26 protein-coding genes and 2 tRNA genes are annotated in these 23,125 nt (G+C 57.5%); 12 read left to right on the top strand and 16 right to left on the bottom strand.

Annotation, left to right across the window (positions count from 1 at the left end):
- Window positions 1-148: 148 nt before the first annotated feature.
- A complete protein-coding gene (locus G5358_RS10275; protein ID WP_421324050.1) occupies window positions 149-2,113 on the top strand; it encodes an EAL and GGDEF domain-containing protein in 1,965 nt (654 codons plus the stop codon).
- Window positions 2,114-2,175: 62 nt separating this feature from the next.
- Here the strand turns inward: G5358_RS10275 and rraB are convergent, their stop codons facing one another.
- Entirely contained in the window at window positions 2,176-2,511 is a 336-nt protein-coding gene (gene rraB, locus G5358_RS10270; RefSeq protein WP_026034893.1) for a ribonuclease E inhibitor RraB, read from the bottom strand.
- 265 nt (window positions 2,512-2,776) lie between these two features.
- On the opposite strand from rraB, the gene G5358_RS10265 reads away from it, so the two are divergent.
- The 4 genes from G5358_RS10265 to G5358_RS10250 all read left to right on the top strand — a co-directional run bounded on the left by G5358_RS10265 (window position 2,777) and on the right by G5358_RS10250 (window position 5,709).
- Window positions 2,777-2,852 (top strand) — tRNA-Phe (locus G5358_RS10265).
- Window positions 2,853-2,856: 4 nt separating this feature from the next.
- Window positions 2,857-2,932, top strand: a tRNA-Asn gene (locus tag G5358_RS10260).
- A gap of 426 nt (window positions 2,933-3,358) precedes the next feature.
- Window positions 3,359-4,633, top strand: a complete 1,275-nt coding sequence (locus G5358_RS10255) for an alpha/beta fold hydrolase (RefSeq protein WP_421324049.1) — start codon at window positions 3,359-3,361, stop codon at window positions 4,631-4,633.
- A gap of 350 nt (window positions 4,634-4,983) precedes the next feature.
- Entirely contained in the window at window positions 4,984-5,709 is a 726-nt protein-coding gene (locus tag G5358_RS10250; RefSeq protein ID WP_421324052.1) for a carbonic anhydrase, read from the top strand.
- An 86-nt stretch (window positions 5,710-5,795) separates the two neighbouring features.
- On the opposite strand, the gene G5358_RS10245 is transcribed toward G5358_RS10250, so the two are convergent.
- Window positions 5,796-6,704: a pseudouridine-5'-phosphate glycosidase gene (locus G5358_RS10245; RefSeq protein WP_139441989.1), complete on the bottom strand. Its 909-nt coding sequence runs from the start codon at window positions 6,702-6,704 to the stop codon at window positions 5,796-5,798.
- Entirely contained in the window at window positions 6,698-7,789 is a 1,092-nt protein-coding gene (locus G5358_RS10240; protein WP_182938132.1) for a PfkB family carbohydrate kinase, read from the bottom strand. The genes G5358_RS10245 and G5358_RS10240 overlap by 7 nt, the downstream gene beginning before the upstream one ends.
- 204 nt (window positions 7,790-7,993) lie before the next feature.
- Here G5358_RS10240 and G5358_RS10235 point away from each other — a divergent pair, with 204 nt between their 5' ends.
- Entirely contained in the window at window positions 7,994-8,446 is a 453-nt protein-coding gene (locus G5358_RS10235) for an RNA methyltransferase (RefSeq protein ID WP_216954310.1), read from the top strand.
- Between the two features lie 18 nt (window positions 8,447-8,464).
- On the opposite strand, the gene G5358_RS10230 is transcribed toward G5358_RS10235, so the two are convergent.
- A complete protein-coding gene (locus tag G5358_RS10230) occupies window positions 8,465-9,214 on the bottom strand; it encodes a substrate-binding periplasmic protein (RefSeq protein ID WP_216961110.1) in 750 nt (249 codons plus the stop codon).
- 193 nt (window positions 9,215-9,407) lie between these two features.
- Here G5358_RS10230 and G5358_RS10225 point away from each other — a divergent pair, with 193 nt between their 5' ends.
- Entirely contained in the window at window positions 9,408-9,839 is a 432-nt protein-coding gene (locus G5358_RS10225; RefSeq protein ID WP_216952973.1) for a universal stress protein, read from the top strand.
- Window positions 9,840-9,915: 76 nt separating this feature from the next.
- Here the strand turns inward: G5358_RS10225 and G5358_RS10220 are convergent, their stop codons facing one another.
- The 4 genes from G5358_RS10220 to crp all read right to left on the bottom strand — a co-directional run bounded on the left by G5358_RS10220 (window position 9,916) and on the right by crp (window position 13,736).
- Window positions 9,916-10,545 carry a murein L,D-transpeptidase catalytic domain family protein gene (locus G5358_RS10220; protein ID WP_216952974.1) on the bottom strand — a complete coding sequence of 210 codons (630 nt, stop codon included), beginning with the start codon at window positions 10,543-10,545 and terminating at the stop codon, window positions 9,916-9,918.
- Between the two features lie 176 nt (window positions 10,546-10,721).
- Complete coding sequence (locus G5358_RS10215) at window positions 10,722-11,828, bottom strand: porin (protein WP_216952975.1); 1,107 nt, start codon at window positions 11,826-11,828, stop codon at window positions 10,722-10,724.
- A 343-nt stretch (window positions 11,829-12,171) separates the two neighbouring features.
- Window positions 12,172-12,972, bottom strand: a complete 801-nt coding sequence (locus tag G5358_RS10210) for a putative RNA methyltransferase (protein ID WP_216952976.1) — start codon at window positions 12,970-12,972, stop codon at window positions 12,172-12,174.
- Between the two features lie 125 nt (window positions 12,973-13,097).
- Window positions 13,098-13,736 (bottom strand): cAMP-activated global transcriptional regulator CRP, encoded by a 639-nt coding sequence (gene crp / locus G5358_RS10205; RefSeq protein ID WP_005335304.1) that lies wholly within the window; start codon window positions 13,734-13,736, stop codon window positions 13,098-13,100.
- 300 nt (window positions 13,737-14,036) lie between these two features.
- Here crp and G5358_RS10200 point away from each other — a divergent pair, with 300 nt between their 5' ends.
- Together G5358_RS10200 and G5358_RS10195 are read left to right on the top strand one after the other, a co-directional pair.
- Complete coding sequence (locus tag G5358_RS10200) at window positions 14,037-14,441, top strand: OsmC family protein (protein WP_216952977.1); 405 nt, start codon at window positions 14,037-14,039, stop codon at window positions 14,439-14,441.
- A gap of 97 nt (window positions 14,442-14,538) precedes the next feature.
- A complete protein-coding gene (locus G5358_RS10195) occupies window positions 14,539-14,835 on the top strand; it encodes an MliC family protein (protein ID WP_216952978.1) in 297 nt (98 codons plus the stop codon).
- A 148-nt stretch (window positions 14,836-14,983) separates the two neighbouring features.
- On the opposite strand, the gene G5358_RS10190 is transcribed toward G5358_RS10195, so the two are convergent.
- Genes G5358_RS10190 through G5358_RS10180 form a run of 3 tightly spaced genes read right to left on the bottom strand, consistent with a single transcriptional unit; the run spans window position 14,984 to window position 16,679 of the window.
- Window positions 14,984-15,517, bottom strand: a complete 534-nt coding sequence (locus tag G5358_RS10190) for a DUF4136 domain-containing protein (RefSeq protein WP_216952979.1) — start codon at window positions 15,515-15,517, stop codon at window positions 14,984-14,986.
- Window positions 15,518-15,532: 15 nt separating this feature from the next.
- On the bottom strand, window positions 15,533-16,402 hold the full coding sequence (locus G5358_RS10185) for a phosphoribulokinase (protein ID WP_157162054.1): 870 nt from the start codon (window positions 16,400-16,402) through the stop codon (window positions 15,533-15,535).
- Window positions 16,403-16,454: 52 nt separating this feature from the next.
- Window positions 16,455-16,679, bottom strand: coding sequence for a YheU family protein (locus G5358_RS10180; protein ID WP_421324048.1), 225 nt, complete (start codon window positions 16,677-16,679; stop codon window positions 16,455-16,457).
- A gap of 145 nt (window positions 16,680-16,824) precedes the next feature.
- On the opposite strand from G5358_RS10180, the gene G5358_RS10175 reads away from it, so the two are divergent.
- Window positions 16,825-17,928 carry a membrane-associated sensor domain-containing protein gene (locus tag G5358_RS10175; protein ID WP_421324047.1) on the top strand — a complete coding sequence of 368 codons (1,104 nt, stop codon included), beginning with the start codon at window positions 16,825-16,827 and terminating at the stop codon, window positions 17,926-17,928.
- Here G5358_RS10175 and G5358_RS10170 read toward each other — a convergent pair.
- From G5358_RS10170 to G5358_RS10160, 3 genes are all read right to left on the bottom strand, one after another.
- Complete coding sequence (locus G5358_RS10170) at window positions 17,907-18,893, bottom strand: hydrolase (protein WP_421324046.1); 987 nt, start codon at window positions 18,891-18,893, stop codon at window positions 17,907-17,909. The genes G5358_RS10175 and G5358_RS10170 overlap by 22 nt on opposite strands.
- Before the next feature lie 65 nt (window positions 18,894-18,958).
- The gene (locus G5358_RS10165) at window positions 18,959-19,858 is read right to left on the bottom strand and encodes a chemotaxis protein (protein ID WP_371178290.1); all 900 of its coding nucleotides are present in this window, start codon (window positions 19,856-19,858) and stop codon (window positions 18,959-18,961) included.
- Between the two features lie 153 nt (window positions 19,859-20,011).
- The gene (locus tag G5358_RS10160; RefSeq protein WP_421213097.1) at window positions 20,012-20,671 is read right to left on the bottom strand and encodes a hypothetical protein; all 660 of its coding nucleotides are present in this window, start codon (window positions 20,669-20,671) and stop codon (window positions 20,012-20,014) included.
- A gap of 39 nt (window positions 20,672-20,710) precedes the next feature.
- On the opposite strand from G5358_RS10160, the gene G5358_RS10155 reads away from it, so the two are divergent.
- Window positions 20,711-20,914 (top strand): YheV family putative zinc ribbon protein, encoded by a 204-nt coding sequence (locus G5358_RS10155; protein ID WP_005335287.1) that lies wholly within the window; start codon window positions 20,711-20,713, stop codon window positions 20,912-20,914.
- A gap of 143 nt (window positions 20,915-21,057) precedes the next feature.
- Window positions 21,058-21,729 carry a peptidylprolyl isomerase gene (gene slyD / locus G5358_RS10150; RefSeq protein ID WP_421324045.1) on the top strand — a complete coding sequence of 224 codons (672 nt, stop codon included), beginning with the start codon at window positions 21,058-21,060 and terminating at the stop codon, window positions 21,727-21,729.
- A 100-nt stretch (window positions 21,730-21,829) separates the two neighbouring features.
- On the opposite strand, the gene G5358_RS10145 is transcribed toward slyD, so the two are convergent.
- Together G5358_RS10145 and G5358_RS10140 are read right to left on the bottom strand one after the other, a co-directional pair.
- Entirely contained in the window at window positions 21,830-22,045 is a 216-nt protein-coding gene (locus G5358_RS10145) for a SlyX family protein (RefSeq protein ID WP_005335285.1), read from the bottom strand.
- 14 nt (window positions 22,046-22,059) lie between these two features.
- The gene (locus tag G5358_RS10140; protein WP_421324044.1) at window positions 22,060-23,028 is read right to left on the bottom strand and encodes a hypothetical protein; all 969 of its coding nucleotides are present in this window, start codon (window positions 23,026-23,028) and stop codon (window positions 22,060-22,062) included.
- Window positions 23,029-23,125: the final 97 nt, after the last annotated feature.

Genomic DNA, 23,125 nt, shown 5'->3' with positions numbered 1-23,125 from the left:
ATTGGCCAACCGGTGCCTATTATCACCTGAGCGACAACCTCTGTCAGCATGCGTGCTGCATCGGTGTAAATGGAGGGGTTACCGGGGGTGCTTTACAAAATTGGTTTGCTATCATAGATTTGCTCGAAATTCCTCCATAAGCGCCCCTGTGACCAACATGCTTACCCTGGATCTGCTTCAGCAGATCATCGACCAGTTGCCAATGAGTATCTTCTGTCGTGATAGGCATGGTCGCTACCTGTTTGCCAATCGTGAATTTGCCATTGAGGCCAAGTTGGGTTCACCCGCCGAGGTGGTCGGCAAGAGTGATGCAGAGATGCCATGGGGCGATGTATTTCGTACCGAGGACGCGCAGTTGCTGACGGGGGGCGTTCCCTTGCTTCATCAACAGTTGCACTGTAATCGGGGCGGTGAGACCTGCTGGATGGAGGTGCACAAGATCCCGCTTTACACGGCTCAGGGTGAGCCATATGCCGTATTCGGAATGGTCAACGAGATTGCCCAGCGCAAGCACCTGGAACAGACGGTCAAAAAACAGCAGGTGCTGCAGCGTTTTCTGCTCGATGCCATCCCTGACCTGATCCGTTTCGATGATCACAACGGGGTGTTGCTGGAGTGCAACCAGGCGTTTCTCGACTTTATTGGTCAGGGGGCGGATGAGGTGTTGGGTCAGCAGCTGCCGTTCCGGCTGGCGGCACCCCAAGGGATGGGCCACGGCGAATGTTGTCTGCTGGATGCCAGAGGGCAGGGACGGCATATGGAGATCACCCGGGTCGATGTCCCCGATGGGGATGGTCACTCCCTCGGGATCCTGACGCTGGGGCGCGATATCACTGGCTTGCGCACCACTCAGGCACAGTTGCAGCAGGAGCAGCACTACGACAGCCTCACCGGGCTGCTCAAACTCTCCCGTTTCTTGCAGACCAGCCGCCATTTGGGGGGCCGCAGCGCCACACTGGTGCTGGTCGATCTGCACCACTTTCGTGAGGTTAACGATCGCTTCGGGATCCGGATTGCTGATCGCCTGCTGAGCCAGGTGGCCAAGCGACTACAGCAATTGGTTCCGCCGCGAACCTTGCTCTGCCGGGTGGCTGCCGATGACTTCTGTCTGTTACTCCCCGATTTCAACGAGCCGTTGCAGGAATGGAACCAGCATCTGCAGCAGCAGATGATGGAGTACTATCAGGTGGAAGAGCATCGTATCCAGATCCCGGTGTTTCTGGGGCTGGCTCAGGGGCGGGCAAGCGATGCCGAGCGGTTGCTCAGCCATGCTGAAGCGGCGCTGGCGCAGGGCAAGCGGCAGCAGCAGTACTGCACTCTGTTTGATCCGGCGCTGCACGCCCGGCTCAAGCGGCGTCAACTGATCGCCGCCCAGTTACCGCTCGCCATCAAGTCATCCCAGCTGGTTGCCGTCTACCAACCCATTATCAGCAGCACAACCCATCAGCTTTGTGGTGCAGAATTGCTTTGCCGCTGGCCGCATCCTGAACTTGGCATGATCTCGCCGGAAGAATTTATTCCACTGGCCGAAGAGATGGGGATCATCGGCCAACTTGGTCAGCTGATGCTGGAGTTGGGGTGTGCTCAGTTGGCCCAGTGGCAAACCGATCAGCCGGATATGGTACTCTCCATCAACCTTTCGCCGTTGCAGTTTCGTGATCCGGCGCTCTGCAAGCTAGTGCAGGGCTGCATTGCACGTCATGGTCTGAATGCAGGCCGGCTGGAGCTGGAGATCACTGAAGGAGTCTTGATGGAGAATGCCGATGAGATCGAGACCAACCTGGATAACCTGATCGCCGCCGGTTTTCAACTGGCCATCGATGATTTCGGTACTGGGTATTGCTCGCTGGCCTATCTGCCAAGGCTCAAGGTCGCCACGCTCAAGCTGGATCGCAGCTTCACCCAGGGGTTGGTCAGCAACAGTGCCACCACCGCCATCGTGAGATCGGTCATCGGACTTGGCCATGAGCTGGGGATCTGCATTACTGCAGAAGGGGTGGAAACCGTCGAGCAGCAGTTGTGGCTGACCGAGGCGGGGTGTGATCGGCTACAGGGCTATCTGTTCAGTCGCCCCCTGCCGCCGGCGGAGTTCGCTGCCAGCTATCTGGCGTGAGAGATCGTCAGAAACAACAAGGCCACCGCAAGGTGGCCTTGTTGTTTTACGATGGGGCAGGATCAATCCTGGAAGTAGGTGCCCCAACCATCGTAATCCACCCCGTATTTTTCCAGGATGGGCAGCATCTTGGCGATATCGGCGACGATCGCTTCGACATTCAGTTTGCACTCGATGGTGGCATCGAAGCAGAAGATGGTGGCGCCGTCATCCAGTTCCATCTCTTCGGCATCGGTCACTTCAAAACCGGCCTTGAACAGGTCAACCGCTGCTTTTTCCAGACGGTCGAAATCCTGGCAGGCGAAGTGGTGCTCGATATCGTAATCCGCATCGGGATTGCTGCCATCGGCCAGCAGTTCGTTGACGATCTCGGTGGTCTCATCACGCCACTCTTGCATATTCAGACTCATGTTGCCTCCAGGCGGTATCATTGCGGCAAAGCATACTCGCAGAGTGGATTCGGCTCAATGCGGCGGACCCACTGAACCTCGAATTTCCATCATATTGGCGCCGCCTGCAGGGTGTTCAGAGGCCAGCAAGTACGGCAAACAGGACTGAAATGGATAATAAATGGCCGCTTCGTTCGGTTGTTGAGCGAACGCGCTTTTTATCGTGCCATCATGGTTGACACTCTGCGCTGGAAAGGGTTTAATGCGCGCCGTTGCCCAGATAGCTCAGTCGGTAGAGCAGGGGATTGAAAATCCCCGTGTCGGCGGTTCGATTCCGTCTCTGGGCACCACAATTCCTCCTTAGTTCAGTCGGTAGAACGGCGGACTGTTAATCCGTATGTCACTGGTTCAAGTCCAGTAGGAGGAGCCAAATTCGAAAAGCCCGCTCAATCGAGCGGGCTTTTTCATTTCTAGTTGCTGTTGCATGCTGCCAAAAAGAGCGTTGCGCCACAGGTGGCACTGAACAGCAGCATTCCGGTCTGCAGCATGCTGCCAGGGCATGGCTTCTTCTCTCTTTTTCTGGCCCTGATCCACTTCGGTTTCATCACATTCCCTTATCTATTTTGTCGGCCTGAATGGCTGCACTCCTGTGCAGGCGAGCCATCTTTGTTGAATGGCGCCATGGCGTCAATCTCCCTCGCAAAACAATTAATTCAGCACCGTTGAAGAGCGGCTTGTCGGGTGATGTTTCGACCTTTAAGCCATTGTTAACATTTTGGAAAACCTGAGTGACCCCAAGGCAGGGCGGGGATATGATGGGATCAATGATGTTCCCATCCTGACGGAGAGATCCCAGATGAGCAGCCCCTTGAGCTATGTACTGGACGGCATTCATTGTGAGCCGCACTTTTTTACCGTTCCCCTCGATCATGATGAGCCGGATGGTGACAGCATTACCCTGTTTGCCCGTACCCTCTGCCGTAAAGACAAGCTCGATGAGAAGTTGCCCTGGCTGCTCTTTTTGCAGGGCGGTCCCGGTTTCGGCGCGCCGCGCCCGACGGCCAATAGTGGTTGGCTCAAGCGGGCGTTGCAGGAGTTCCGAGTGCTGCTGCTGGATCAGCGTGGCACCGGGATGTCGAGCCCCATTCACGGGCAGATTCTGGCCAAAATGACCCCGGCCGAGCAGGCGGAGTATCTCGGCCATTTTCGCGCCGACAGTATAGTGCAAGATGCCGAGTTCATCCGGCTGGAGCTCAGTCCCAAGCATCGCTGGAGCCTGCTGGGGCAAAGCTTTGGCGGTTTTTGCTGCCTGACCTATCTCTCGCTCTTCCCCGATAGCCTGCGGGAGGTCTATATCACCGGTGGCATTGCGCCGATCGGCAGTAGCGCCGAGGAGGTTTACCGTGCCACCTATAAGCGGGTTGCCGACAAGAACCGTGCTTTCTTCGCCCGCTTCCCCCATGCTCAGGGGATTGCCAACCGGCTGGCCAACCATCTGCACCAGCACGATGTGCGGCTGCCCAACGGCCAGCGCCTGACGGTGGAGCAGTTCCAGCAGCAAGGGCTGGATCTTGGTGCCACGGGTGCCTTTGAGGAGCTTTATTACCTGCTGGAGGAGGCCTTTATCGGTGACAAGCTGAGCCCGGCCTTTCTCTATCAGGTGCAGAGCATGCAGCCATTCAATACCAACCCGCTGTTTGCCATTCTGCACGAGGCTATCTACGCCGAAGGGGAGGCGACTCGCTGGGCGGCGGATCGGGTCAGAGGGGAGTTTCCTGCGGTGAACTGGGCACCCGGCAAGGATTTCGCCTTCACCGGCGAGATGGTTTACCCTTGGATGTTCGAGCAGTTCCGCGAGTTGCTGCCCCTGAAAGAGGCAGCTCATCTGCTGGCCAACAAGGCGGACTGGGGGGAGCTCTATGACCCGGCCCAGCTGGCCCGCAATCAGGTGCCGGTAGCCTGCGCCGTCTATGCCGAGGATATGTATGTGGAGTTTGACTACAGCCGCGAGACCCTGCGTGGCCTGGGCAACAGTCGAGCCTGGATCACCAATGAATATGAGCACAACGGTTTGCGCGCCGATGGTGAGGCGATTCTTGATCGTCTGATCGCGTTGAATCGCGGCCGTTAATTGCCGTTATCGGCAACCATAGCGGGAGCCCGGACTCCCGCGATGGTTGTGATGGATGGTTGTTATGAAAGCGTGACACTCTGAACTTTGCCCCGCGCCTGCCAGACGATGAGTGGATAGCCGGCTGATTAATTTCCCCCTCTTTCACTGTCTCTGCCGATCCCTCACCATATACTTGCCAAACGACTCTGTATTGAGCCGCGGTCAAACCGATTGACCAACCCGTGCTCGTTACCATTAGAAAGTCGCTCCGATGCTCTGTATTCCGCGTATCTGATATGCCATCTCTGCATGCCCCGCTATCCGGGGGAGGGGATGGTCGTGCTTTTCAATCAAGATAAGGATGTATGATGAGAAAGTCTCTGTTGGCCTGCTCCCTGTTGCTGTGCCCTGTCGTGTTTGCTGCCACCCCCCATTGGGAATATAGCGGTGAGGCGGGGCCTGCCCACTGGGCCAAGCTGACCCCTGAGTTTGGCCAGTGTGCGGGCAGCAATCAGTCGCCGGTTGACCTGAGCGGATTGGTCGAGGCCAAACTGGCCCCGCTGGCACTCCACTATCAGGCTGGTGGCAACACAGTGGTCAACAACGGTCATACCGTGCAGGTCGGTTATGCCCCGGGCAGCACCTTGCAACTCGATGGCACCAGGTTTGAGCTCAAGCAGTTCCACTTCCACGCCCCGAGTGAAAACCTCATCGAGGGCAAATCCTATCCGCTGGAAGGGCATCTGGTACACGTCAGTGACAAGGGAGAGATCGCCGTGGTGGCGGTGATGTTCGAGGCTGGCAAGGCCAATCCGGCGCTGGCGGCTGCCTGGGGTGAACTACCTGCCAAGGTGGGGGAGACCCAGGCCCTCAAGGCGCCGCTCTCTGCTGAGCAACTGCTGCCCGAGAATCGTGACTACTATCGCTTCAGCGGTTCCCTTACTACGCCTCCCTGCTCGGAAGGAGTGCGCTGGCTAGTGATGAAGCAGCCGGTTGAGGTCAGTCAGGCCCAGATCGACGCCTTCAAGGCGGTGATGCACCACCCCAACAACCGGCCGGTACAGCCACTCAATGGGCGCGTGGTACTGCAATAACACAGCGTTGCAATAGCGCTGCAGATAGCAAAAACAACAAGAGGGCCGCGAGGCCCTCTTTTACATGGCGAGGTATCGGCGTGCGATCACAGGCTGGCAGCGATCCGGGCACCGAGGGCCGCGTTGTTCAGTACCAGCTGGATGTTGGCCGCCAGCGAGTTGCCGCCAGTCAGCTCGCAGACGCGGGCCAGCAGGAAGGGGGTAGACGCTTTGCCCTTGATCCCCTGCTCATCGGCTTCACGCAGCGCTTGGGCAATGGCTGCGTCGATATCGGCTTTTGGCATGGCGTGTGCGCTCGGGATGGGGTTGGCAACCACGGCGCCGCCCGCCAGTCCCAGCTCCCACTTGAGGCGCAGCGCCTCTGCGATGGCTGCCGGGGTATCGAGGCGATAATCGACCTTGAAGCCGCTCTCGCGGGTGTAGAAGGCGGGCAGCTCTTCGGTTTGATAGCCGATCACCGGCACGCCCTGGGTCTCCAGATACTCCAGCGTCAGCCCGATATCGAGGATCGACTTGGCTCCGGCGCAGACTACGGCCACTGGCGTTTGTGCCAGCTCCTGCAGATCGGCCGAGATATCGAAGGTCTCTTGCGCACCGCGATGTACCCCGCCGATACCGCCGGTGGCAAAGACCCGGATCCCCGCCATGGCGGCGATGATCATGGTCGAGGCGACCGTGGTGGCCCCCATCCCTTTGCGTGCCAGTACGAACGGAATGTCGCGGCGGCTGCACTTGGTCACGCTGTGGCCTGCCCGGCCGAGTGCTTCCAGCGCACCGGCATCGAGACCCACCTTGAGGCGGCCGTCGAGGATGGCGATGGTCGCCGGAATGGCGCCGTTATCGCGCACTACCTGCTCTACCTGACGGGCCGTCTCCACGTTCTGCGGATAGGGCATGCCATGGGAGATGATGGTGGATTCGAGGGCAACGACCGGTTTGCCAGCAGCCAGCGCGGCAGCCACTTCCGGTTGGATATCGAGGTAAGCGTTCAGCATGAGTACTCCTCCAGTATGCGGTCAACGGCGGTCTTGCTCAGACCGGAAAAAACGGTATCGGAACAATTGACGGTGAGGGCGGCACAGCCCAGGGCAAAGCGGGTGGTCTGGGCAATGTCGAGCTGTTGCAGCCAGGCGTGGGCGAGGCCAGCCATAAAGGCATCCCCGCCGCCGGTGACGTTGAGTACCGGACTGCCCAGCACCGGCAGGTGGCCCTGCTGCTCGCCATCGCTGTAGAAGATCCCCTGTTCACCCAGACTGAGGAACAGCCGCTTGACCCCGGCGCGGTGGAACCAGGCGGCCACCATGGGCCAGGTTTCGGGCCCGGCGATGGTCATGCCGCACAGCTGCTCGGCTTCGCTGCGATTGGGTTTGAGGGTGTGGATCTTGCCGAGCCAGGGGCGGATCTTCTCCACCTTGGCCACCGAAACGGTATCGACAAAGATGGCGTGCTCTCCCTGCCGCTCGAACAGCCAGTCGAGGGTGTGGATGGCCAGATTGGTGTCGAGCACCCAAAGCCGGGCACCGCCGAGAAAGCCACCGAGCGGGGTCAGGCGGGCAGGGGTGAGCTGCTCTATGATGGCCATGTCGTTGATGGCGCAGCTCATTTCGCCGCTGCCATCATGCAGGCTGAGGTAGCAAGAGGTAGTGTGGCCATCGAGCACCAGGGTCTGGCGCACATCGACGCCGGCCCGCTGGCTTACCTCCAGCAGATGATGACCATACTGGTCGTTGCCGACCGCTGTAAGCAGCCGGGTGTCGCTGCCGAGCCGCGCCAGATTCTCGGCGATATTGCGGCCAACACCACCTGCCGAGGTGCGCACCTTGCCCGGGTTGGAGTCGCCGAGCAGCAGGTTGTCATGGCTGGTGCCACAAATATCCATATTGGCACCGCCGATCACCACTACGTAGGGGCCTTCTCGCAGTACATAACCTCTGCCTTGCACATATCCCTGCCGGATCAGGCTGGAGATGTGGCTGGCCAGCGCGGAGCGGCTGATGCCGAGGCGATCGGCCAGATCCTGCTGGGCAATCATGGGATCCTGACGCAGCAGGGCTAGGATCTCTTGTTCACGCTCAGTCATAGACAAACATCCATTTACAAACGTTTGTCCATTATTGCTGGGAAACGTTTGCTGGCTATCGGCTTGTACAAAATTTGTCGGCTTGCGCACAAAAAATCGACATTCAAAGCTGGGTTGGCAAGCGGTTTAGCCGGGGAGGGGACTTTTAACGGGTCGGTGGCCCTGCAACGGCTTATAATGGCCGTCGCAAGATGAGGAGAGATGATGGAAAAGAGTGCATTCTGCTGCGTGGGGTTGGTCAATCCCAAGTCCCCGGAAAATGTCGGTTCCGTGATGCGGGCTGCGGGTTGTTACGGGGTGGACGAGGTCTACTACACCGGCAACCGCTTCGAGCTGGCGCGCCGCTTTGCCACTGATACCAAGCAGATGGTGGAGAAGATCCCGCTGCTCGGGGTGGATGATCTGATGGCGTTTATCCCGCAGGGATGCGTGCCCGTGGTGGTCGATCTGATCGACGGCGCTACACCGCTCCCCGACTATGTCCATCCGGAACGCGCTTTTTATATCTTCGGGCCGGAGGATGGTACGCTCGATCCTGCCCTCTATGGCGCGGTGAAAGATGTGGTTTATGTGCCGACCAGTGGCTGTATGAATCTGGCGGCCTCGGTCAATGTGATCCTCTACGACCGCTTGGCCAAGGGAATGAGGGGAGAGTAATTAGCGCAACGTTATCATTCAGTCTGCAGGACTGGCAGCCACTTTCTGTTCCAGTTCTTCGATAAAACCCTGATAGTAGTCATAGAGCTGATAGTGCTTATAGATCTCTGCCAGACCCCCGCTGCGGATCAACTCAACCATTCCCTTATCCCAGAGCTGTAACATCCGGTTGCCTTGCTGGGTATCGGCAAAAATGGGATAGGTCGGGATCCAGCGCAGGAAGACGCGATGCAGCTCGGGAGGGATAGCCTCATCCACATAGAGCACGCCGGCAGTGAGGTAAAAGCGATATCGCTCTTTACCAAGCAGTTGCAGGGCCAGCTCATCGCTGTCAATTTCATGCCACTGCATGGTGACCGCAATGTACTTGTCGAATGCCCAGCCCCGCCGCCATATCACGGTTTGCCCTTCCAGACTTTTCTCCCCTTGCCACTGGGGTTGCCATTTCTTGAGCATGAACACGGTCAGGTCATCCGCTGATGCCGGATAGCGAGATTGCTGGACGCCGGATACTTCATCGCGATATACCCCCATGGCGATATCTCCCCCTTTTTTTGCAATGACAGCGAGAGCGCGCTTATAGGGCACAATATGGGGGGTTACCTGATAGCCGTGAGGCTGGTAGATGGCTCGCACCAGATCCAGATAGAGGCCTTTGCCATCCTTTTGACAAAAACCGGGCCAATCATCGCAATAAACGTCAATAGACTCTGCCCGGCAATTCGCCGCAGTGAACAGACAACAGAGCAACAGACAGATGCGTAGCATGGTCAGAGCTGGCCTCGCTGGGGCAGAGGAAAAAACACTGATACCCTACTTTATACCATGGCATTGATGGCGACGGCGTACAGAAAAAATCCCTGATGTTCATTTTGCGACAGGGTCGAGAGTTATTTTCAATCTGATGGTTATGATGAACTCAAGATTCAATAGTACCCCAATCAGTAGAGGAGACTGCATTATGCCATCGATCAAAACTCTGCTTTGTCCTGTCGATTTTTCCCAAATGTCCCGGGCGGTACTCGACTATGCCGTATTCATGGCGCAGAGCCATGAGGCCCAGCTCAAGCTGATCCATGTCGTAGACCAACTGCACGGCTTTGACAGTTACAAAATTCTTCATATGACAGCCGTTGAGATCACTCACGAAATGGAGCGTCAGGCCAGAGCCCAACTCAAAGAGCTGATTGCCACCCTGCCTATTCCGGCAACGTTTGATATTCGCTTTGGTAGGGCAGCGGATGAAATCATTATCCAGGCCAAGGAAGACGAGGTTGAACTGATCGTTATGGGGAGTCACGGCCGCTCCGGCATCAGCCATCTGCTGGTAGGCAGCGTTGCCGAATCCGTGGTGCGTCATGCTCCGTGCCCGGTCCTGGTGGTGCGCCAATAACTCGTCCCGTTTAGTGTGAGAGCGTGACAAACAAGGCCAGCGATTGCTGGCCTTGTGTTTTATGGTGTTGTGCCCGCTAGCCGTGGGCGTAGATGACACTGCCCCCTTTTATGGTATCTATGATGGCCCTGGCTTGTTCCTTTGGCAGGGCGGGACAGCCCCAGCTGCGGCCCAGTTTGTCATATTTGCGCAGATGGTTTGGGCTGGCATAGGCGGCGCCATGCACCACGATGGCACGTTTGCGGGCATTGCAGTTTTTGCCGGGGCTGAGTCCATCCAGCCGCAGGGAGTAGCCATGCTTGCCCAAGTAGGTTTCTGCGGTACGATAGACGCCGAGGGAGCTTTGTCGGGAGTTGAGCTGGTTGGAAAAGCGCTCTGCGGCTAGTTCACCTGAGTTGCGGCCATGGCTTACCCAGGTGTGATAAAGCAGTTTGTGACGTTTCATGTCGATGACGAACAGCCTGCGCTGAGTCGAAGGCTTGCTGTAATCAATGATGGTCAGGATGGATTTTTGCTTGCTGCGTACGCTTTGATAGCTGACAAGGGCTTTTTGAAAGGTTTGTCTGTCGAGTTTGCCGGCCAGCCCAAGCTGCTGATAGAGGTTGCGCTCACTACTGGCGGCGCTATTCCCGCTCCAGCCGATGCTCACCAGCAACAGTAACACTGGCCACAGTGGCCCCCACCGTTTTCCGAGTAACTCTGTCATCCCTGCTCCCCTCTTTGCGCATCCTTGCTTGTCCAACGGGCTGAAATTACAGCTATCCGCTCGATAGTTATATGCAAGGTGCTGAAAACGCGCAATAAAAAACCGGCCGCAGAGCGGCCGGAAGAAATTCAAACAGTAGACATTGGTTTCACAGGGTATAACCGACAGTCAACCTTTTAGAAGTTGTACTGCAGGGCGACAGCAACAACGTCGTCGGTGTTCTTGCCCAGAGAGTTGGTGGACTTGCCATCAACAGAGTCAAGCAGGTTCAGCTTGTAGTCAACGTAGGCGTTGAAGTTCTCGGTAAAGTTGTACCAGGCACCGATGGATACGTACTCGGTGTAGGTGTCGTCAATGCCGTGGGCAGTATCTTTGACGTCAGTGCGCAGGTAAGCCAGAGAAGGCTTGAACTTGCCGATGGTGTACTGGGCAACGGCTTCGTAACCATCCATCTTCTCGGCGTAGCCGTTGTTGACGAACAGGTGGTTCTCACCGTGGGAATAGGTTGCCGCCAGATAGAGGTCGCCTGCAGCATATTTGGCACCGAAGCCCATCAGCTTGGCATCTTTCTCGCCGCCAAAGGCTGCGTAGCGGGCCTGTTCGGCAGTTTTGCCAGCCTGGTTGTATGCAGCGCCCAGGCTCAGACCCATATCGAAGTCATAGTTGGCAGAGAAGGCAAAGCCCTCTTTGGAACCAGTGCTGTTCCAGCTCTCACCGTTGTAGAGGTTACCGTTGAAGGACTCGGCAATGGCGCTGCGGCCAGCATTTTGCGGGTTATTGTTACCAGTGAACTGGGCACCCAGAGTCAGACCTTCGTAGTTGAAGATGTACTGAGCCAGACCGTTGGTACGGCCGGTACCGAATACTTCGGTATCTTTGCCCAGGCCATCACCACCCCATTCGGGCAGTACGTCGGTATAGTTGTTTACGGCCTTGGTGAACAGACCATCCTGACGGCCATAACTGAAGGCACCGAAGCGATCGTGCTGGATGCCGGCATAGGCGTAACGCAGTTCATCGTTGTCAGAACCGGAGGTCGGCAGGTTGTATTCGGCAAAGCCGAATGCCTTCATCTCGGGAGCGATCTTGGTCTCGCCAGCAACGTGCAGACGGAAGTAGCTCTGATCTCCTTCGGCGCTGTTGTTGTCAGTGCCGTAGTAGGCACCCTGGGCACGGCCACCGATATCCAGCTTGGTGTCGTTCTGGTTGTAAACGGTAGCAGCGTGGGCGCCACTGGCCAGCAGCAAGCTGGAGATGGCCATAGTCAGTGCAGACTTTTTCATATCCTTATTTCCTCTGATGTAAACACTTCCGAACCTGTGGTCGGTTCTATGGAAATCGGAAAGGGTCCGATAGCCACACGGTAGGCGCTTGAACCTTGACTGGGCCTGAATCTGTCGTCGTTTAATTTGGTGCTGAAGGGCGCTGTTGATACTGGATATGACGTTTTTTGACAGGTTAAAAAGAGATTAAATTCAATGAATTATTCTCTATTGGCTGTTTTGACATTAAAGCTGGCCTGACCAATAAGGTCGATGACTCAAGTTGTGAGGCGAATCACGAAGGGGGAGAAGAGTGGCGGGAGGAAAATGGGACAGGAGCACTTGCCGTGCTCCTGTCAGGCGGTCAGCTTGCTTTTTGCCACAGTGTCATCAGCAAATCCTGTTCCAGCTGTGCCGGACCTTGCTGGATAAAGGCATGGCGCTGTTCGCCGTTGGCGCGCCAGCCGAGACGGCTTGTCTCCAGAATAAAGGCGCGCATGGTCTGATCCATAGAGATAGGGAACTGGCAGCGCTCCTGGCTTACCAGCCGGAGACCGGCAAGCGAGGGCCAGCTTAAAGGGTGTTCCATACTCACCGGATTGAGGCTGACCCGCAGTTGCCACTGATGACGCGGGCCCGGCTGCAGATAGAGCAGATAGCCACCGGGGGCCAGCCAGCTGACCAGCTGTTCCGTCTTGACCTTGAGATCGTTGACCAGCAGCACCTGAGCAGAGCCCGGTTGCAACGGCGCGCGAGCGGGATCGGCAATGACAAACTGGCCGTCCGGCTGCGCTTTTTTGGCGGCAAAGATGGTGTTCTTGGCGATATCAACCCCAGCAAACTGCCAGCCGGGCAGGCGCTCTGCCAGCGCGCGGCAGTAGTAGCCTTCACCACATCCCAGATGAACCAGCTCTTGTGGGGCAAGGGGAGCGAGCAGGGAGGCCATGGCCTCGACCAGCGGCAGTTGGTGGCCGGCTTCCAGGAAATGGTGCTTGGCGCGCATCAGGGCACGGCTGTCGCTGTCTTTGGGGTTTTTCTTGCCGGGGATGAGATCCAGATAACCTTCCGGTGCCGGATCGAAGTGATGCTTGTTGTCGCAATAGCGCCCCTGGGAGGCTTCATGAAGATGGAGCGGACTGCGGCAACGGGGACATTGAAGGTGCATAGTAACTCTCTGGGCGAATGCCGGAACAGTGAAGGGCGTTCGGGATTATAGGGGAGAGGATCAAAAAAGGCTGCCGTAGCAGCCTTTTTTATCCCAAGGCCTCAGTCAGCCCTGCGGACGGGTCATCAGCGAGTGCCAAATACCACAATGGTCTTGCCGTGAGCAGAGATGAGCTCCTGCTCTTCCAGCATCTTGAGGATGCGGCCCACGGTTTCACGGGAGCAGCCGACGATCTGGCCGATCTCCTGACGGGTTATCTTGATCTGCATCCCATCCGGGTGGGTCATGGCATCTGGCTGCTTGGCCAGGTTGAGCAGAGTCTGGGCGATCCGGCCGGTCACATCCAGGAAGGCGAGGTTACCCACTTTCTGGCTGGTGTGCTGCAGGCGCTTGGCCATCTGGCCAGAGAGACGCATCAGAATGTCCGGGTTGACCTGGATCAGCTGGCGGAACTTCTTGTAAGAGATCTCGGCCACTTCGCAAGAGCCTTTGGCGCGAACCCAGGCGGAACGCTCGGGATTCTCGTTCTCCTCGAACATCCCCATCTCGCCCAGGAAGTCACCCTGGTTCAGATAGGAGAGGATCATCTCTTTGCCCTCATCGTCCTTGATCAAGACGGCCACAGTGCCCTTGACGATGTAGTAGAGGGTCTCCGCTTTTTCACCCGCATGGATCAGGGTGCTCTTCGCGGGATACTTATGAATGTGGCAGTGCGACAAGAACCATTCCAGGGTGGGATCGCTTTGCGGTTTGCCAATAACCATGAGAATTCCTCTGTAGTGTCTTTTTATGGACTTGTGCGTCCGGGCAAGCTGCCAATCTTGCCATTCCTTGTATTAGTCGCAGTAGGATAAGAGCCTTTGTCTGTGCTGACAAGGCTTTGCGCCCTTTTGCAAGAGCCCTTTGGGTAATGCCTGCTGCGCTGCTTCGGCCATTCTAGGGAAGATAGAGGTCGGAGATGTTGATTTTGATCTATTTCCATCCCAACTCCCCCTGTTCGGCAGAGATAAGCGACTGGGTTATGCTAGGGATCCATCATCACGATTAACAGGAGAGAGTGCGAGATGAAAGCCAAGGTCAGCTGGGTGGAAGGGATGAAGTTTGTGGGTGAGAGTGAATCCGGTCACAAGGTGATCCTGGATGGAGCCAACCCCGGTGAGGGGGCCAGCCCGATGGAGATGATCCTGCTGGCGGTCGGTGGCTGCAGCTCTATTGATGTGGTCTCCATCCTAGAAAAAGCGCGCCAGTCGGTGACCGCTTGTCATGTCGAGGTCAGTGGCGAACGGGTTGATAGCGTGCCCCGGGTTTTCGAGAAGATTAATCTGCACTTCGTAGTGACAGGCAAGGGATTGGCAGAGAAACAGGTGGCCAGAGCGGTCGATCTGTCGATGGAAAAATACTGTTCTGTTTCCCTGATGTTGGAAAAAGCGGTACAAATTACCCATAGTTATCAAATTGTTGAAGCTTGATAACTGACGATTGTTTCGTTGGTACCCTGGCATAAGGCCGTCACATGAGGCCTCTGCACAAGGCCATTACATAAGGCCATCACATAAGGAAAGTGCAATGAAAAAATTGATCGCTCTGCTTCCCCTGTTGGGTCTGGCGGCGTGCAGCAGCCCGCAACCTACCCAGTATCAATACAGCCAATACCAGTGTGGCGAAGAGATGCTGGCCATTACCTATGATGCCCAGGCTGACATGGTGCAGTTCCCCTATGCCGGGGTTTACCACAAACTGGCGCGTGTGGAGTCAGAGTCTGGCGCCAAATATTCTGACGGCCTGACCACCTTCTGGAATCAGGAGAAACAGGCGCTCCTCACCCAGAAAGGGGTTACGCTGCTGACCTGTACGCTCAAATAAGTGTCCACAGATATCTGAAGGCGTGCAGCTTCGTGTCCCAGTCTGGCCAAGACCAGACTGGGACAAAACTGTGAGACCACAAAAAACGGCTTGCCGGGAGGCAAGCCGTTTTTCTATCCATCCCTTTTCAATAAGCCAGCATTAACTGTTAATTGGTCGGGACGCTATGAAGCAGTTCGGCAGCGAGCTGCTGGCTGAGCGCCTGACGTTGGCTATCAGCAATGCTTACATCGCTGGTCAGCTGGATGATGCTGCTCCAGACTGCTTTCTGGGTTTTGCGATCGAGCAGCACTATGGCCAGCGAGCCTTTGCGCTGGTTGGCCGAGGCATAGACCCCGGGCGTCATGCCGAGGCGGGCGAAAATCTCGCCATCGCTCATATCCTTGCCGCCCGCGACGCCTATGGCGACCCACAGATCCGCCTCGTCGAGCGGCGCACTCTGCCACCCCTTGCCATTGAGCTCCCGGCTCACCGCCTGCTGCATCGGCTCCAGCCACCCTTCCGCCAGCTCACCGGCGAATTGATACTGCTCGGCCAGGGCGTAGCGCGGGGTTGCGCCATAGGTCCAGTTGCCAATCGGACGAACCAGCATGGTGCCGGACTCCAGCGTGGGGGCCGTCGGCCCGCTGCTGCAGCCGCCAAGCAGGGCGGCCAATACCACAGAGATAAACGCTAACCGCATTGTGAACTCCTTGGCTTAAGTGATCTTGCCGGTTTCAAGTAGTTGCTGGATGAGTGGCTTAAGGATCAACTCCATGGCAAACCCCATCTTGCCACCCGGCACGACGATGGTATTCATTCGTGACATGAATGAGCCGTCGATCATCGACAACAGATAGGGAAAATCGACCTGTTTTATGCCGCGAAACCGGATCACCAGCATACTCTCGTCCAGACTCGGGATCACCTTGGCACTGAAGGGATTGGAGGTGTCCACTGTCGGCACCCGTTGGAAGTTGATATGGGTGCGCGAGAACTGCGGGGTGATGAAGTTGATGTAATCATCCATGGAGCGGACTATGGAGTCGGTTACGGCCTCACGGGAGTGGCCGCGCTCCGAGGTATCGCGGATCAGCTTCTGGATCCACTCCAGGTTGACGATGGGCACCACGCCGATGAGAAAGTCCACGTGGCGGGCTACGTTGTGATCCTCAGTGACCACACCACCGTGCAGCCCTTCATAAAACAGCAGGTCAGTGTCGCTCGGCAGATGCTGCCAGGGGGTGAAGGTGCCGGGCATCTGGTTGAAGGGGACCGCCTCGTCAAAGCTGTGCAGATAGCGGCGATACTGGCCGGTGCCATCCTGGCCATAGCCCTGAAAAAAGCTCTCCAGCAAGCCGAAGTCATTGGCCTCGGGGCCAAAATAGCTGATGTGGCGTCCTTGTTCACGCGCCTTGCGGATTGCCACATCCATCTCGGGGCGGGTATAGCGGTGAAAACTGTCACCTTCTACCACGGCCGCCTGATAACCCAGCTGGTGGAACATAGATCTAAAGGCAATGGTGGAGGTAGACGTACCGGCACCGGACGACCCGGTGACGGCGATAATGGGATGCTTGGCCGACATAGAATGCTCTCTTCCTTGGGAGTTTCGTTATACGGGCGTGAACCCGAGATGGTCAAGACGGCTCGTTGAAACGATCACGCGGCACAATATTGACCGATTCATGCAACTCGCTATAGACGATCACGGCGATGCCTTGCTGTAATTGAGTCCTTACCATAGCGACCTTAGCCTCAAGCGGCACATCATGTTCGCCATATTCGGTGCCTTCCTGCAGCACAAACTGTTCGATCAGGTTGGTCAGGGTATCGGCATCCAACGCTTGCCAGGGGATTATCATGAAGGGATCTCGATGCAAAAGGGTATAACCGTCAGCTATTGTTGTGCGCAATAAAATGAGTGCAACCTCTTTTTACGCGTTTCGTGGAGTGTGAGACATGTTGTCTGAAGAGCAACGCCGGGCCCCCTCAACGATATCGGCTCACATGGATCTTGCTCGTCGCCAGGCCATCAGTCGCGGCATGGTCTGGTTCTGGTTGCTGAACTGGCTGGTTGTGCTGTTTCTGGCGATACGCTACCAGGTCTACAGCCAGGCAGGCCTGGCCAGTGACGGTACTCTGCCATGGCGCTTTCAGAGTGAGCTGGGCTTTGTCATGGTCGTGCTGCTGCTGCTGCCGGTTGCAGCCCTGCTCTGCAATCATCTGCAGGATCGAGTCTGGCTATGGTGCGCATTGGTCGTAATGCTGGTCTGGGGGGTCGTCTGGACGCTGCATATCTTCACCATTGGTGAAGTTGAGCTGCGAGGAGGGGCAAGTTATGCCAACGGGATCATGCGCCTCAATTTACTGGCTGCGCTGATCGCGTTTTATCCCGACCGACGCGTGTTGTATGCCTATCTCAGTGTACCGTTGCTATTTGGCGTTGCGCGTTTGTGGTGGCTGGAGGTGGATTTTCCGCAGCTTTATCTGCTTGAGGTGGTATGTACCATAATGGCGCTGGAGGTTGGTCGCCGGATGCTGCATCGCTGGTTTGAATTGGCCGTGATGCGTGAGCATGACAATCTGGCCCTGTTGCGGCGCCTCGATGCACTGGCCAAGCAGGATCCACTGACTGGTCTTGCCAATCGGCGCCACTTCAGTCAGGAGCTCGAACGCTGCAAAGCCCATAGTCAGTCGAGCGGCGCCCCGCTTGCCCTTATCCTCATCGATGTGGACTACTTCAAACGCTTTAACGATCACTATGGCCATCAGGCGGGAGATGTCTGCCTGCGGGAAGTGGCGCAGTTGATGATGCGTGTGGTGCGCAGTGAGGCGGAGCTGGCTGCCCGTTACGGCGGTGAGGAGTTTGTGTTGCTGCTACCCGATGCCGATAGTCAGGGCGCAGCTAAGGTAGCGCAGCGGTTGCAGGATGGGCTGGCCGAATTGCAGCTTGAGCATCTGGCATCCGATGTTGCCAGTCGGGTGACCATCAGTCAGGGGATCGCGACACTGGAAGGCGGGGAGAGTGGTGAGCAGCTACTGGCGCGGGCCGACCAGGCCCTCTATCGGGCCAAGGAGTTGGGACGCAATCAGTTCTGTGTTGCAGAGTGACTCTGTTCGGCAATCCAGCGGCTGATCCGCTCATCCAGCCAAAACCGTGGCCGCCAGGGCGTGCCGTGCAGAAAGCCGACATGGCCGCCGCGCTGGCTCAGCTCATAGCGCACCGCGGGCGAGAGTTGCTCCGGCCGTGGAATGACTGCGTGTGACATAAAAGGGTCGTCGGTGGCGTGGATGACCAGGGTCGGGATCGGGATCTGGCGCAGCAGGGGAAGGCCGGAGCAGCTCTGGTAGTAGTGGGTTGCACTGTGAAAGCCGTGCAGTGGCGCGGTGACCAGCTCGTCAAAATCACGCAGGGTGGCAATCTGCTCCACTTGCCGGGGTTGCCAGCGTTCACTCGCTTTCTGCTGCTGGCTGATTTTGTTGAGCAGATTGCGGCGCATGGTACGCAGCAGATAGTTCTGGTAGACCTTCGAGAAGCCCTGATTGACCCGCTCGGCGCAGCTCGCCAGTTGCAGCGGGGCCGAGACCACCACCGCCGCTTTCAATGCCGCAGGACAGGCCCGTGCCAGCAGATTGACCAGCATATTGCCACCCAGTGAAAAGCCGATGGCGATCAGCGGTTTGCCCGGGAAGCGCTGGCTCAGCTCGGCAATCAGCTCCTGCGCATCACCGATGGCGCCGGAGTGATAGGCTTGCAGGTGGCGATTGGGCTCGCCACTGCAACCGCGAAAGTGCATCAGCACAGCCTCTCTGCCTTCTTGCTGCAGGTGGGCGAACAATCCCTTGGCATAGTGGGAGTGAATGCTCCCCTCCAGCCCGTGAAACACCACTACCAGCGGCCGTTCATCAAGGCTGACTTCCCCGCTCCAGGCGAGGTCGACAAAGTCCCCGTCCTGCAGTTCAAAACGCTCCGCCACAAAACGGGCAGGGGGGCGGCGCAGCCATTTGGGCAATATGGTCTGCAGATGAGGATTGCGGGCCCACCAGGGGGCGTGGAAGTGGCTCTCGGTCAGCATGGGGTCAGCCGGTCAGTGTCGAAGATAAGGAGGACGGGAGGAGTGACCTCCCGCCAGTCATTGGTTTATTTCAGCAGGCGATCGTGATGTTCGGCGCCGCGCAGCATGGCCTGGATCAGCTCGTTGGCCTCGAACTTGGTCAGCGCCTCATGAGCCCCCACCTGATGGGCACGCTCCACACTGATCTCGCTGGAGAGCGAGGTGTGGAGGATGATGTAGGCTCCCGCCAGTTTGCTGTCGCTCTGTACCTCGAATGCCAGCTCGTAGCCATCAAGCCCCGGCATCTCGATATCGCTCACCAGAATGTCGATAGGGGTCTTCTGGCTGGCCCGTTGCTGCATCAGGGTCAGTGCATCCTTGCCATTGGTACAGACCTCATAAGGAATATTGATGTAGTCCAGCGCTGCCATCAGCTGACGGCGGGCAACCGAGGAGTCATCAACCAGCAGGATCCGCATCGGCTTGATCCGCTCCCGCTGCACATCGGTCAGTACCGGATAGAGGTGGCTCGGATCGTCCGGATAGACCCGGGAGAGGATCAGCTCCACGTCCAGCAACTGGATCAGCTGGTCATTGACCCGGGTTACACCGGTTACGAAGACATTGTGGCCGAGGGCGGCGGGAGGTGATTCGATATCGCGCCAGTTGCACTCGGTGATCTTGTCGATACCCCGTACCAGAAAGCCCACCAGGGTACGGCGGCAGTCGGTGATGATGATGAAGCAATGGGGCATCTCCTCCTTGCTGATGGGGCGATAACCCACCGCCATTGCCATGTCGATCACCGGAATGGTGGAACCGCGCATGTTGGCGGCCCCCAACACGGTCGGATGCGAGTGTGGCATGGCGGTCAGCTGGGTGTAAGGGACTATCTCCTTCACCTTGAGAGTACCGATGGCAAAGGATTGCTGGGCCGAAAGGTGAAACAGCAACATGCCTTGGGATTGATTGGCTTTGCTCGTCATGGCAGATGTCCTGTTGGTCGAAACGTTGGCAGTCACTTCAGGTCTCTAGCATAAAGGATTACGGTGGGGATGGCCCTTCCTTGTTAACGACCATCTGGCAAAAAACTGGACTCGTTCAGCCAATTTAGTTGGCGCATTCACACCGGCATCCGGTTATTGATCACCATCTTCGCCAACTCCCCACTGCTGGCAGGCTGCTTGCAATGAGGCCTCATCGGCATAACCCAGCTTGCTGGCCACCTGCGCGGGTTTGCTGCCGCCCTTGAGCAATCTGAGCGCCTGTAGAAGTTGCCACTGTTGTTGCAATTTACTCCCTTCCATCGGCGCATCGGCTTGTTGTGCCCACTGTTGCAGAGACTCCGGCTGGCCATTGGCCAGCGCTTGCCAGCAAGCTTGCAGCTCACCATAACCCTGCTGGCTGATGGCGCACTGTTGCAGCTCATCCAGGATCACCTGCAGTCGCTGACCGTAGGCCCCTTGCCACTCTTTCGGACGTTGCCACCGGGCTAGCGAGTCGAGCAGGGCATCGAGCAGCGGGGTCGTCTGCAGCCAGCCTGCCTGCTGCGGCTGAGCCACGCGCAAAGAGACATTCAGCTGATCGTACTCGCAACCGCTGAGGGGGCTGAAGGCGGCGAGGGCATCGGCGCAGAGCCAGAAGCTGCTGCCTGCCGGCAGCAATAGCTCATGTTGGCCCAGTCTCAGCAGCGCGGCGCCCCGGGTGATCCGCAACAGCTGCCCGACCGGAGTTCGTTTGCGGTTGCCGGCGTGCAGGCCCTGGCAGGAAAAATGGTGATACTCGATGGCGTGATGCATGTAAAAACCCTGATATGATGCTGCCTGGAGGTAACAAATATGGAAACCAGACGTAAAAAACGCTTCATTGCCGGTGCAGTCTGCCCGGCGTGCGGCAAGTTGGACAACATGATGCTGTATCTGGAGCATGGAGTCGAGAAGGTGACCTGCGTCGCCTGTGGCGATACCCAGGTACAAACGCCTGCCGAGGTCGACAAGCAGACTCGCGAGGCGGAAGAGGTGATCGGGGTGTTTCGCCCCTGATAAGGGAACGGCGGGTGGAATGAGGGTCTCCTTGCTGACGCTGTTGCCGTTTTTTTCGTCACTCAGTGGCGCCGCACGGCATATGCGCGGCCCGCTTTTTAGGGTATTCTGAGCCCGTTTTTTTCTATCCGCAGGATCCTGACATGAAAGTAGCTCCTCTGAGCGTGGTTACGCTGGAATACACAGTCACCGACGAGCACGGTGAAGTCATCGACAGCACTGTCGGCAAAGAGCCGCTGGTCTATCTGCACGGCACCCGTTACCTGGTCTCAGGCCTGGAAGCCGAGCTGGAAGGTCGCGCGGTAGGTGAAGCCTTCGAAGTGACTCTGGCACCGAGCCAGGCCTACGGCGAATATGACGAGACACTGGTACAAGAAGTACCGGGCGAGCTGTTCGATGGCATGGAAGTCTCCGAAGGGGATACTTTTGTGGCTGAAACCGACGATGGCCACCGTCCGGTGACCGTGGTTGAAGTGTCCGAAGAGTTCGTCAAAGTGGATGGCAACCATCCGCTGGCTGGTGTGACTCTGGGCTTCAAGGTCGAGATCAAGGACGTGCGTGCTGCCACTGCCGAAGAGCTGGCTCACGGCCACGTTCACGGTGCCGGTGGTTGCGGTCACGATCACAGTCATGACCACGATCACGGCGGCTGCTGTGGTGGTCATGGTCACGACCATGATGAGGATCACGGCCAGGGCGGTTGCTGCGGCGGTGCTGGCCACGGTCACGATCATGGCCACGACCACGGTGATGACCATGGTCACGGCGGTTGCTGCGGTGGTGGCGGTTGTGGTGGCAAGGGTCATCACCACTGATCACGGCCAGGCCGATGATAAAAAACCCGCGATAATCGCGGGTTTTTTATTGGCTGACAGTGGTGCCAAGCCATGTCGCCAGACCAGAGATAGCGCCGGTTCAGTAGTGCGGCGGAGGGGTCTCTTCGGCCATGCTGGCAATCTGGCTGGGTTGTACGCTTTGCAGTTTGTCGATCAGCAGCTGGATCTGGTATTTGAGTCGATCGAGTTCACGGCCCTGGGTGGTTACCTCGTCGTTGAGCTGCTCTATGGTGTACTCCGCATAGGCGAGACGGGTTTCCAGGGTTTCGATGCGATCGTTAAGTTGCTGACTCATGGGCCTTCGGGTCCTTACTTGATTGTCCAGATTTCGGCCAGACCACTGGAGCTGGCACTGACAAGGTGGCTATTGTCGCGCAAAGCGACGCCGTAGACTACTGCGCTGGGCGGTTTCACCTTGGGTTGCGGCGAGACGCGCCAGCTATGCAGCAGGGCACCATCGCTCACTTGCCACAGGGAGAGCTGACGGGAAGGGGCGCCGGTAATGAGCCACTTGCCATCGTTGGCAAAGCGGGCGCTGGTGTAAACCTCGAAGCGGTGATCATATTGCAGCTGACTCACCTCCTTGCCGGTTTTCAGATCCCAGATGCTGGCCCGGCTGCTGTCGGCGGTGAAGGCGTAGCGGCCGCTCGGCTCCAGTCTGGCCATGATCACCCGGCCACCATGGTTGAAGCGCCAGATCACCTGCCCGCTACGGGTATCCCACAGATAGGCGCTATAGTCGTTGCCGCCGGTCAGGGCATAGCGACCGTTAGCGGAGAGATCCACCGTATTGACCTGCTCGGTGTGTCCCAGAAACTGCAGGCGACGACCGCTTCGGGTATCGAGCCACTCAGCTTTGCCATCTTCCCGCCCGATCAGCACATAACGACCGTCGGCAGAGAGCGCGATGTCCCTCAGCCTGGATTCAGGAAGTGAGTAGTAGCCTTGTGATTGCCCGTCGCTCAGCCGCCAGGTTGCAAAGGTATCGGGGGTGGCGGTGACGGCATGGCTGTTGCCTTCGGAAAAACGGGTAATGAATACCAGATCATCCGCCGAGTCGGATTGCTTCCAGCGCCAGCGTTGACGGTTCTGTTCCAGATCCCAGACGATGATGCCCTGGCTGATGCTGGAGACGATGGCCTGCTTGCCATCACTGGAGAGATCTGCGGTCAGCAGACCCGTGCTGGCGAGGGTCATTTGCTGGTTGGGTTGGGAGCTCTGCTCGCAACCGGTGAGCATTAAACAGAGGCTCACCAGATAAATGGCACTTTTTATCATTTTTGCGGTCTCACGCTTTTGTTACCTGCGATCACGGCGTTAGTATAAGGCGCTTATCACGATAAACCTCTCATTTCACGATGGAACCGAGAGCGGT

Origin of the sequence: Aeromonas sp. 604176 (genome assembly GCF_049170755.1) — a bacterium.
GTDB lineage: Bacteria > Pseudomonadota > Gammaproteobacteria > Enterobacterales > Aeromonadaceae > Aeromonas > Aeromonas veronii_A.
The sequence above is the reverse complement of the archived record's forward strand: the minus strand, read 5'-3'. Positions and strand labels throughout refer to the sequence as shown.

Excerpts from the sequence above, each read along its gene's own strand:
- G5358_RS10140 (WP_421324044.1), bottom strand. The coding sequence starts at position 23,028 with ATGATAAAAAGTGCCATTTATCTGGTGAGCCTCTGTTTAATGCTCACC.
- G5358_RS10185 (WP_157162054.1), bottom strand. The coding sequence starts at position 16,402 with ATGTCGGCCAAGCATCCCATTATCGCCGTCACCGGGTCGTCCGGTGCC.
- G5358_RS10225 (WP_216952973.1), top strand. The coding sequence starts at position 9,408 with ATGCCATCGATCAAAACTCTGCTTTGTCCTGTCGATTTTTCCCAAATG.
- G5358_RS10255 (WP_421324049.1), top strand. The coding sequence starts at position 3,359 with ATGAGCAGCCCCTTGAGCTATGTACTGGACGGCATTCATTGTGAGCCG.
- G5358_RS10175 (WP_421324047.1), top strand. The coding sequence starts at position 16,825 with ATGGATCTTGCTCGTCGCCAGGCCATCAGTCGCGGCATGGTCTGGTTC.
- rraB (WP_026034893.1), bottom strand. The coding sequence starts at position 2,511 with ATGCAAGAGTGGCGTGATGAGACCACCGAGATCGTCAACGAACTGCTG.
- G5358_RS10180 (WP_421324048.1), bottom strand. The coding sequence starts at position 16,679 with ATGATAATCCCCTGGCAAGCGTTGGATGCCGATACCCTGACCAACCTG.
- G5358_RS10250 (WP_421324052.1), top strand. The coding sequence starts at position 4,984 with ATGAGAAAGTCTCTGTTGGCCTGCTCCCTGTTGCTGTGCCCTGTCGTG.
- G5358_RS10195 (WP_216952978.1), top strand. The coding sequence starts at position 14,539 with ATGAAAAAATTGATCGCTCTGCTTCCCCTGTTGGGTCTGGCGGCGTGC.
- G5358_RS10210 (WP_216952976.1), bottom strand. The coding sequence starts at position 12,972 with ATGCACCTTCAATGTCCCCGTTGCCGCAGTCCGCTCCATCTTCATGAA.
- G5358_RS10215 (WP_216952975.1), bottom strand. The coding sequence starts at position 11,828 with ATGAAAAAGTCTGCACTGACTATGGCCATCTCCAGCTTGCTGCTGGCC.
- G5358_RS10230 (WP_216961110.1), bottom strand. The coding sequence starts at position 9,214 with ATGCTACGCATCTGTCTGTTGCTCTGTTGTCTGTTCACTGCGGCGAAT.
- G5358_RS10240 (WP_182938132.1), bottom strand. The coding sequence starts at position 7,789 with ATGACTGAGCGTGAACAAGAGATCCTAGCCCTGCTGCGTCAGGATCCC.
- G5358_RS10245 (WP_139441989.1), bottom strand. The coding sequence starts at position 6,704 with ATGCTGAACGCTTACCTCGATATCCAACCGGAAGTGGCTGCCGCGCTG.
- G5358_RS10160 (WP_421213097.1), bottom strand. The coding sequence starts at position 20,671 with ATGCATCACGCCATCGAGTATCACCATTTTTCCTGCCAGGGCCTGCAC.
- G5358_RS10165 (WP_371178290.1), bottom strand. The coding sequence starts at position 19,858 with ATGACGAGCAAAGCCAATCAATCCCAAGGCATGTTGCTGTTTCACCTT.
- G5358_RS10200 (WP_216952977.1), top strand. The coding sequence starts at position 14,037 with ATGAAAGCCAAGGTCAGCTGGGTGGAAGGGATGAAGTTTGTGGGTGAG.
- G5358_RS10235 (WP_216954310.1), top strand. The coding sequence starts at position 7,994 with ATGGAAAAGAGTGCATTCTGCTGCGTGGGGTTGGTCAATCCCAAGTCC.
- G5358_RS10145 (WP_005335285.1), bottom strand. The coding sequence starts at position 22,045 with ATGAGTCAGCAACTTAACGATCGCATCGAAACCCTGGAAACCCGTCTC.
- G5358_RS10220 (WP_216952974.1), bottom strand. The coding sequence starts at position 10,545 with ATGACAGAGTTACTCGGAAAACGGTGGGGGCCACTGTGGCCAGTGTTA.
- slyD (WP_421324045.1), top strand. The coding sequence starts at position 21,058 with ATGAAAGTAGCTCCTCTGAGCGTGGTTACGCTGGAATACACAGTCACC.
- G5358_RS10190 (WP_216952979.1), bottom strand. The coding sequence starts at position 15,517 with ATGCGGTTAGCGTTTATCTCTGTGGTATTGGCCGCCCTGCTTGGCGGC.
- G5358_RS10155 (WP_005335287.1), top strand. The coding sequence starts at position 20,711 with ATGGAAACCAGACGTAAAAAACGCTTCATTGCCGGTGCAGTCTGCCCG.
- G5358_RS10170 (WP_421324046.1), bottom strand. The coding sequence starts at position 18,893 with ATGCTGACCGAGAGCCACTTCCACGCCCCCTGGTGGGCCCGCAATCCT.
- crp (WP_005335304.1), bottom strand. The coding sequence starts at position 13,736 with ATGGTTATTGGCAAACCGCAAAGCGATCCCACCCTGGAATGGTTCTTG.